This window comes from Candidatus Nanopelagicales bacterium, assembly GCA_018003655.1.
Taxonomy (GTDB): Bacteria; Actinomycetota; Actinomycetes; order S36-B12; family UBA10799; genus JAGNDY01.
In genome coordinates, this window is record JAGNDY010000083.1 from 1 (window position 1) to 7,179 (window position 7,179).

Sequence of the window (7,179 nt, forward strand, 5' to 3'; positions counted from 1 at the left end):
CCTACTTGGTCGTCGCCTACGACCGCCTCCTGCTCGGGCAGGTGGCAGTCGCCAAAGCCGGTACCAGCAGGGCGGCCGCGTACCGAGCTGCCGCCTTGGCCGACGAGACGTTCGATCTAGCTCTGGCCCAGCAGGGACCGGAGAAGCTCCACGCGAACACGTGGGCAGCCATCGCAAACTCAGCCAATCAACTGCGGACATCGTCGGAGTTGATTGTTTTTCTCGCTGAGGCGGATCGCTCGCCAATCGGCTGCCCGGCAGCGGCCGACGCGATGCTCGCCTGCGCGCACTTGGTGCAGGCTCGTCTCAATTCAGCCATCGATCGGCTGGCGGCAACCGACCACGACTTGAGCAGATCGGCCGCCGTCGAGCCCACTTCCAACGAGGACTCCGGCACGGAATTGACCACGATGGGCGATCCCTTCCTGCGACTGCGGGAGGCAACCGCAGCGTGTATGGCCGACTGGGCCGGGCGGGGGAATGTCGGCGGTGATAGCAGCGAGAGTGTCGCATCGCCCGCTGGTTCGTCTGGGCGCGACGGGCTGGGTGCGGCGGCTATCTCGCTCGTATGGGCCGAGGACTGGATCCTGCACCTCAGTTGGGTAGCAGACAGAGCCGACGAGATCATCGACAAGCGAATGGCGGATACAGTGCTGGTACCCACCACCTAGGTCTGAGGTGGAACCCACCCTGGCGTCTGCACTATCCGACGGGCGAACTTTGGCCTAAGAGTCGTCAGCGGCCGCACAAAAGCAATAACATCGCTTTTGTGCCAGGGTTACGCAAATCCGAACCAATTCAGGGAGTTCACAAATGATTCTTCGATCCGCAACTACGCGTACCGCTGCGATTGGCCTCGCAGCCGTCGCCGGGACGTTCGCCTTCGGCGCATGTAGCAGCGACAACAGCTCGTCGGGCAATACCAATCCTTCGTCATCAGGGACCCCGTCGGTTTCGGCGGACGCCGCGCTCGCTGCCCAGGTCCCCGAGGCCATCAAGTCCACGGGCAAGCTTGCCTTCGGCACCGACGCCTCCTACGCGCCGAGTGAGTTCATCGCCGAAGACGGAAGCACCATCGTGGGCTTCGACGTCGACCTCGGCAACGCCATCGCTGCCAAGCTCGGCCTCAAGGGCGAATGGACCAATGCGAGCTTCGACTCACTGATCGTCGGTGTGAGGAACGGAAAGTACAACAGCTCAATGTCGTCGTTCACGATCAACCCTGACCGCCTCAAGCAGGCCAACATGGTCAGCTACTTCAGCGCTGGAACCGCGTGGGCGACCGCTACCGGAAACCCGAACAACATCGACCCCAACAACGCCTGCGGTAAGACCGTTGCGGTTCAGAAAGCCACCGTGCAGGCGACCGATGACATCCCGGTCAAAAACGATGCTTGCAAGAAGGCTGGCAAGCCAGGCATCGATATCCAGCAATACAACCTGCAGTCCGATGCCACGACCGCTGTGGTCTCCGGCAAGGCAGACGCAATGCTGGCTGACTCACCGGTGATTGCCTACGCCATCAAGCAGACCGGCAAGCTCGAGCAGGTTGGCGAGATCACTCAGGCGGCGCCGTACGGCATCGTCGTGGCAAAGGACCAGACGGCCTTCGCCGAGACCATCAAAGCGGCAACACAGGCGTTGATTGACGACGGCGCCTACAAGCAGATCCTGACCAACTGGGGCGTCGAAAGCGGAGCCATCACGCAGGCCGAGCTGAACCCAACCCCAGCGTCCTAACCCAACCGCTCACCGGAGGCCGTCATGGCAATCAAAGAAGCACCGCCATCCGGTGAGCGCGTGGAGCACAGACCGATAGAGGCCGTCCCCGTCCGACACCCAGGACGTTGGGTGGGGACGGTCGTCATCGCGGTACTCATCGCGATGATGATCAACAGCCTGTTGACCAATCCGAACTGGGGTTGGGACCTCATCGGCAAGTGGATCTTCTCTGCACCCATCGTCAAGGGTGTCGGCATCACCATCCTGTTGACGGTCCTGGCGATGCTCATCGGCCTCATCCTGGGCGTGTTGATCGCAATCATGCGGCTCTCACCCAACCCGGTGATGAGTGGATCCGCCTGGTTCTTCGTGTGGCTATTCCGCGGAACGCCCGTGTACGTCCAACTGTTCCTATGGGCCAACGTCGGGGCGCTGTATCAGAACTTCGCGTTCGGCATACCGTTCGGGCCCGAGATGTTCACGGTCAGCACCAAGACCCTCATTCCCTTATTCGTGGCCGCATTGCTGGGCCTGGGTCTCAACGAGGCCGCCTACATGTCAGAAATTGTTCGCGCTGGCATCCTGAGCGTCGATGAGGGCCAAGAGGAGGCCGCGACTGCGGTCGGTATGACTCGCATGCAGACACTCCGGCACATCGTGTTGCCCCAGGCGATGCGCGTGATCGTCCCACCGACTGGCAACGAGACAATATCCATGCTGAAGACGACGTCGTTGGTGATTGCGATCCCCTTATCGACGGAACTCTTCTTCCAGGCCTCCGTCATTGGCAACCGGCTGTTCCGACCGTTCCCGATGGCCATCATGGCGAGCATGTGGTACCTCGCGCTGACATCGGTGCTGATGGTCGGCCAGTACTACATCGAACGCCACTACGCGAAGGGCGCCATGCGCGAGTTGCCACCGACACCGATCCAGAAGCTCCGATCCCGTTTCGGGCATAAGGCCTCATCATGAGCGACGTGCAGATCGCGCCGGACATCGACGACCTGCCAGAGGTCATGGTCAAGGCCGAACAGGTGCGCAAAGCTTTCGGTCGCAACGAAGTCCTCAGGGGGATCGACTTCGAGGTCCGCAAGGGCGAGGTCGCGTGCATCATCGGACCTTCTGGTGGCGGTAAGTCGACTTTCCTCCGTTGCATCAATCACTTGGAGAAGATCGATGCCGGCCGGTTGTCCGTCGAAGGCGAACTAATCGGCTATACCCAACGCGGTGCCAAGTTGCACGAGATGAAGGACAAGGAAGTTGCTGACCAACGCCGGGCGATCGGCATGGTGTTCCAGCGCTTCAACCTCTTCCCGCATATGACCGCAGCTCAAAACGTCATGGCCGGTCCGGTCATCGTCAAGAATACGAACAAAGACAAGGCCAAGGAGCGTGCGCTCGACCTACTCGGGCAAGTGGGACTCGGCGATCGCGGGGATAGCTACCCGATGCAACTGTCCGGCGGGCAGCAGCAGCGGGTCGCGATCGCGCGTGCGCTGGCGATGGACCCCGACCTGATGTTGTTCGACGAGCCGACCTCTGCGCTAGATCCAGAACTCGTTGGCGACGTGCTCGATGTCATGAAGAAACTCGCCTCCAGCGGTATGACGATGATCGTCGTCACGCACGAGGTTGGCTTCGCCCGCGAGGCCGGCGACATCCTCGCGTTCATTGACCAAGGCGTGATCGCCGACTTGGGAGAGCCGACAGCGCTGTTGGCGAACCCCAACTCCAGCCGCCTGCGCGACTTCCTCGGCAAGGTCCTCTAGACCCTCCACGCCGCTCCAACACCAACCCTGAAAGTTACCCAGCGGTATGGCTGTTTCCCGGGCCGGGAAACAGCCATACCGCTGGGTAACTTTGTGATGTGGCACTCCCAGGGTGGCGCGTGACTTAGGTATGCCTTACCTTTGTTCCTAGAAACCCTGGAGGAGTGCTTGTGTTTGCGAACTATCTGATCGGCCTACGCGAGGGCATCGAGGCGGCGCTGGTCGTCAGTATTTTGATCGCCTACCTGGTCAAGACGGGCCGCCGCGACGCTCTGTTGCCCGTATGGATCGGAGTCGGCGCAGCAGTCGCGCTGAGCTTGCTGTTCGGCGCCGCACTGACATTCACCTCGTCATCGATGTCGTTCAAGGCGCAGGAAGCGTTCGGCGGAATCATGTCGATCGTCGCCGTCGGCTTCGTCACCTGGATGATCTTCTGGATGAAGCGCACCGCCCGCAACATCAAGGGCGAACTCCACGGCCGTCTCGACAGCGCAATGGGCGTCGGCCCGATTGCGATCGCGGTTGTCGCATTCATCGCCGTCGCTCGTGAGGGCCTCGAGACTTCGCTATTCATCTGGGCCGCCGTCCAATCGACGGGTTCAGGGACAGCGCCCGTTCTGGGTGCAACGCTGGGACTCGCCACTGCCATCGTTCTTGGCTGGCTGTTCTACCGAGGTGCCCTAAAGATCAACTTGGCCAAGTTCTTCACCTGGACCGGTGCAGCCCTCGTCGTCGTAGCGGCAGGCGTCTTCGCCTACGCGATTCACGATTTGCAGGAGGCAGGAATCCTGCCCGGTCTGAACACCATTGCCTACGACATCAGCGGCGCGATCCCGCCCAGCTCCTGGTACGGAACGCTGTTCAAGGGCATCTTCAACGTCTCGTCAACGCCTTCGTGGCTGGAGATAGGCGCGTGGCTGGCCTATCTGATCCCGGTGATGTTCCTGTTCTTCCGCAAGCCAAAGAAGGCCACCGCGGCACCCGCTCCGAAGCCCACTGCGGCGGTCGCGGCAACACCAGACTCGGTGCGAGCAAGCAAGTAGCCGCAGCAGTCGATACCTGCTCCGATCCACATTTCGGGGCGCGACTCGTCCCATCGTTCACCCACCGAAAGGAACCCAATGTCCGCACGCAAGCTGGCTTTCGTTGCCGTCGCCGTGACAAGCCCACTGTTGATCGTTGGCTGCAGCTCGGATTCATCGAACTCAACCAGCGCAGCAACCAGAGTGTCGGTCACTTCGACGGATTCGACCTGCGACATCAGCACAAACTCGGTGCCCGCAGGAGCGACCGCCTTCGACGTCACCAATACCGGCGGCAAGATCACCGAGGTCTACGTCTACGGCAAGAGCGGGGATGCCTTCACAACCATCGTCTCCGAAGTTGAGAACATCGGCCCAGGCACCTCTCGCACAATGAACGCAACGCTGGCCGCCGGCTCTTACGAGATCGCCTGCAAGCCAGGCCAAACCGGCGATGGGATCCGCACCGCCCTGACGGTCAGCTAACACCTGACCCGGGGGGTTAAGCGAAACCACCGCCGACGCCACCCACTGCGGCGGACCGCCACCCCACTGCTCCCACTGAATACAACGAAGCCCGGGACCCTGCGCGAAAGGCGAGGGGTCCCGGGCTCGTCGTTGTGACGCTAGTGGGCGATCAGACTGAGCCCTTGTAGGCAGCCCAGGCGACTGCCACAGCGTGGGTGCGATCCGCGCGTGCACTGGTGATCGCAACCTTGCGGGCGACGCGCGCCGAGTTGATCGTCGACTTGCGTGCCTTGTGCGCGGCCTTGCGAGCAGCACGGTAAGCCGCGAAGGCCTGAGCCTTTTGCTCGTCCGTTGTCGCTGCCGCGACTGCGGCGATGCGAGCCTTGCGGGCGGCTCGAACCGTCACGCGCTCGGTCTTGCGGGCATCCCGCACCGCCTTGCGGAACGTCCTGATCGCTGAATGCTCGGCGATCAGGAACGTCTTGTTCGCAGCGCGAACTGCCTTGCGAAGTTCAGCTTTGGCCGCACTCGCGGGCAGCCGCTTGACCGCGGTCACGCCCTGCTTTGCGTGGTGATGCCATGGCGAAGCGGTTGCGGCACCAGCGCCGACCGGCACAAGTAGCGCCGTGCTGCACACGGTGGCGGCAACGACAGTCGTGGTTCGTCGCTTGGACATATGTCTCCCTTAGGTACCCGTTCTGCGTTTGCACTGACCTTTCGAAGCTACGCACATCGAGCCATCAAGCGAACCCCGGAAAGCGACAATTCGGATGCCACCAGGTGACATATTCGACAGCGGGCCAGGCCCTACCGCCCATCTGGACGGGTTACTAGTCGGGTTGGACTACGCCGGCACGGGAAAAGTACCTGTGCCGCAACCACAGCGACACGTAGACCAGCGCCACCAGCGCGGGAACCTCAATCAGTGGGCCGATGACCCCCGTCAGAGCCTGCCCCGACGTGACGCCCCAGACACCAACGCTGACCGCGATCGCCAACTCGAAGTTGTTGCCCGCTGCCGTGAAAGCCACTGTTGCTGTCTTCGGATATCCGAGCCGAGCCCTCATTCCGGCGGCGAACGCAACGGTCCACATGATCGCGAAGTAGAGCAGCAGCGGGACGGCGATCGACACCACCGCGAGTGGATCGCCGGTGATCGCCTCGCCCTGCAAAGCGAACAGCACGACGATCGTGAACAGCAACCCATAGAGCGCCAGCGGAGCGATTCGGGGTGCGAACTTGTCGTCGTACCAGGTGCGGCCCTTCGCACGTACCCCGATGCGGCGGGTCAGGTAGCCAGCCACCAACGGAATCCCAAGGAAAATCAGAACTGCTTTGGTGATCGACCAGGTCGAGAACTGCACGTCCTGGGTTTCCAGTCCCAACCAGGCTGGCAGGATCTTCAAGTAGAAAGTGCCGAGTAACGCATAGGCAGCGATCTGAAAGACCGAGTTGATCGCAACGAGCAATGCGCCTGCCTCCCGGTCACCGCACGCCAGGTCATTCCAGATCAGCACCATCGCGATGCACCGAGCAAGACCGATGACGATCAAGCCGGTTCGGAAGGCAGGTTGGTCAGCCAGAAACGTCCACGCCAACGCGAACATGAGGGCGGGTCCAACGATCCAATTCAGCAGCAACGACAACCAAAGCAGCCGACGGTCGCCGGTGACCTGGCCCATGTCCTCGTATCGGACTCGGGCCAGTACTGGGTACATCATGAGCAGCAACCCGACAGCGATCGGCAGCGATGTCTGCCCGATGGAGACCGTGTCAAGGGCGTCCTGGATCCCCGGCACGACCCGGCCAAGCAGCAGCCCGAGCATCATCGCGGCCAGGATCCAGACCGGCAGGAAGCGGTCCAACAGCGACAGCCGACCAATCACCGCGTCGGCATAAGCGTCGGCGGATGCGGTGGCTGACGTACGGGAGGCAGGCCCCTGCTCGTTCACTGCGCTTCGGGTGCAATGTCGGCGATCAAAGCCTGGACCCGAGTGCGAATCGCGTCGCGGATCGGGCGGACCGCACCGGCTCCCTGCCCAGCCGGGTCAAGTAGGCCGCTGCCATTTGGGAGCGGCCAACGTTGTGCACGCAGACGAACAGGACCGAGGATTTGCTTCCCGTCATTGAGAACCCACCAAAACGTCAGGGTGCATCTGCTGTTCCTTCCGTGCTCGACGCTCGCTCGTCGACAT

The 7,179-nt window shown here is 62.0% G+C and carries 9 protein-coding genes; 6 read left to right on the top strand and 3 right to left on the bottom strand.

The window, feature by feature from the left end; genetic code table 11:
* The 6 genes from KAZ48_09635 to KAZ48_09660 form a co-directional block, all read left to right on the top strand.
* The coding region (locus KAZ48_09635; protein ID MBP7973050.1) for a hypothetical protein at positions 1 to 671 on the top strand (671 nt) is incomplete at its 5' end.
* A gap of 142 nt (positions 672 to 813) precedes the next feature.
* Positions 814 to 1,740, top strand: coding sequence for an ABC transporter substrate-binding protein (locus KAZ48_09640; protein MBP7973051.1), 927 nt, complete (start codon positions 814 to 816; stop codon positions 1,738 to 1,740).
* 24 nt (positions 1,741 to 1,764) lie between these two features.
* A complete protein-coding gene (locus KAZ48_09645; protein ID MBP7973052.1) occupies positions 1,765 to 2,697 on the top strand; it encodes an amino acid ABC transporter permease in 933 nt (310 codons plus the stop codon).
* A 44-nt stretch (positions 2,698 to 2,741) separates the two neighbouring features.
* Entirely contained in the window at positions 2,742 to 3,494 is a 753-nt protein-coding gene (locus KAZ48_09650) for an amino acid ABC transporter ATP-binding protein (GenBank protein MBP7973053.1), read from the top strand.
* A 170-nt stretch (positions 3,495 to 3,664) separates the two neighbouring features.
* Positions 3,665 to 4,537 (top strand): FTR1 family protein, encoded by an 873-nt coding sequence (locus KAZ48_09655; GenBank protein MBP7973054.1) that lies wholly within the window; start codon positions 3,665 to 3,667, stop codon positions 4,535 to 4,537.
* A gap of 78 nt (positions 4,538 to 4,615) precedes the next feature.
* Positions 4,616 to 5,002 (top strand): cupredoxin domain-containing protein, encoded by a 387-nt coding sequence (locus KAZ48_09660; protein MBP7973055.1) that lies wholly within the window; start codon positions 4,616 to 4,618, stop codon positions 5,000 to 5,002.
* Between the two features lie 151 nt (positions 5,003 to 5,153).
* Here the strand turns inward: KAZ48_09660 and KAZ48_09665 are convergent, their stop codons facing one another.
* From KAZ48_09665 to KAZ48_09675, 3 genes are all read right to left on the bottom strand, one after another.
* Positions 5,154 to 5,660 carry a hypothetical protein gene (locus KAZ48_09665; protein ID MBP7973056.1) on the bottom strand — a complete coding sequence of 169 codons (507 nt, stop codon included), beginning with the start codon at positions 5,658 to 5,660 and terminating at the stop codon, positions 5,154 to 5,156.
* 154 nt (positions 5,661 to 5,814) lie between these two features.
* Complete coding sequence (arsB, locus tag KAZ48_09670) at positions 5,815 to 6,867, bottom strand: ACR3 family arsenite efflux transporter (protein MBP7973057.1); 1,053 nt, start codon at positions 6,865 to 6,867, stop codon at positions 5,815 to 5,817.
* 65 nt (positions 6,868 to 6,932) lie between these two features.
* Positions 6,933 to 7,179 (bottom strand): hypothetical protein (locus tag KAZ48_09675; GenBank protein MBP7973058.1); only part of this gene is annotated, 247 nt, incomplete at its 5' end.

Excerpts from the sequence above, each read along its gene's own strand:
- KAZ48_09640 (MBP7973051.1), top strand. The coding sequence starts at position 814 with ATGATTCTTCGATCCGCAACTACGCGTACCGCTGCGATTGGCCTCGCA.
- KAZ48_09645 (MBP7973052.1), top strand. The coding sequence starts at position 1,765 with ATGGCAATCAAAGAAGCACCGCCATCCGGTGAGCGCGTGGAGCACAGA.
- KAZ48_09650 (MBP7973053.1), top strand. The coding sequence starts at position 2,742 with ATGGTCAAGGCCGAACAGGTGCGCAAAGCTTTCGGTCGCAACGAAGTC.
- KAZ48_09660 (MBP7973055.1), top strand. The coding sequence starts at position 4,616 with ATGTCCGCACGCAAGCTGGCTTTCGTTGCCGTCGCCGTGACAAGCCCA.
- KAZ48_09665 (MBP7973056.1), bottom strand. The coding sequence starts at position 5,660 with ATGTCCAAGCGACGAACCACGACTGTCGTTGCCGCCACCGTGTGCAGC.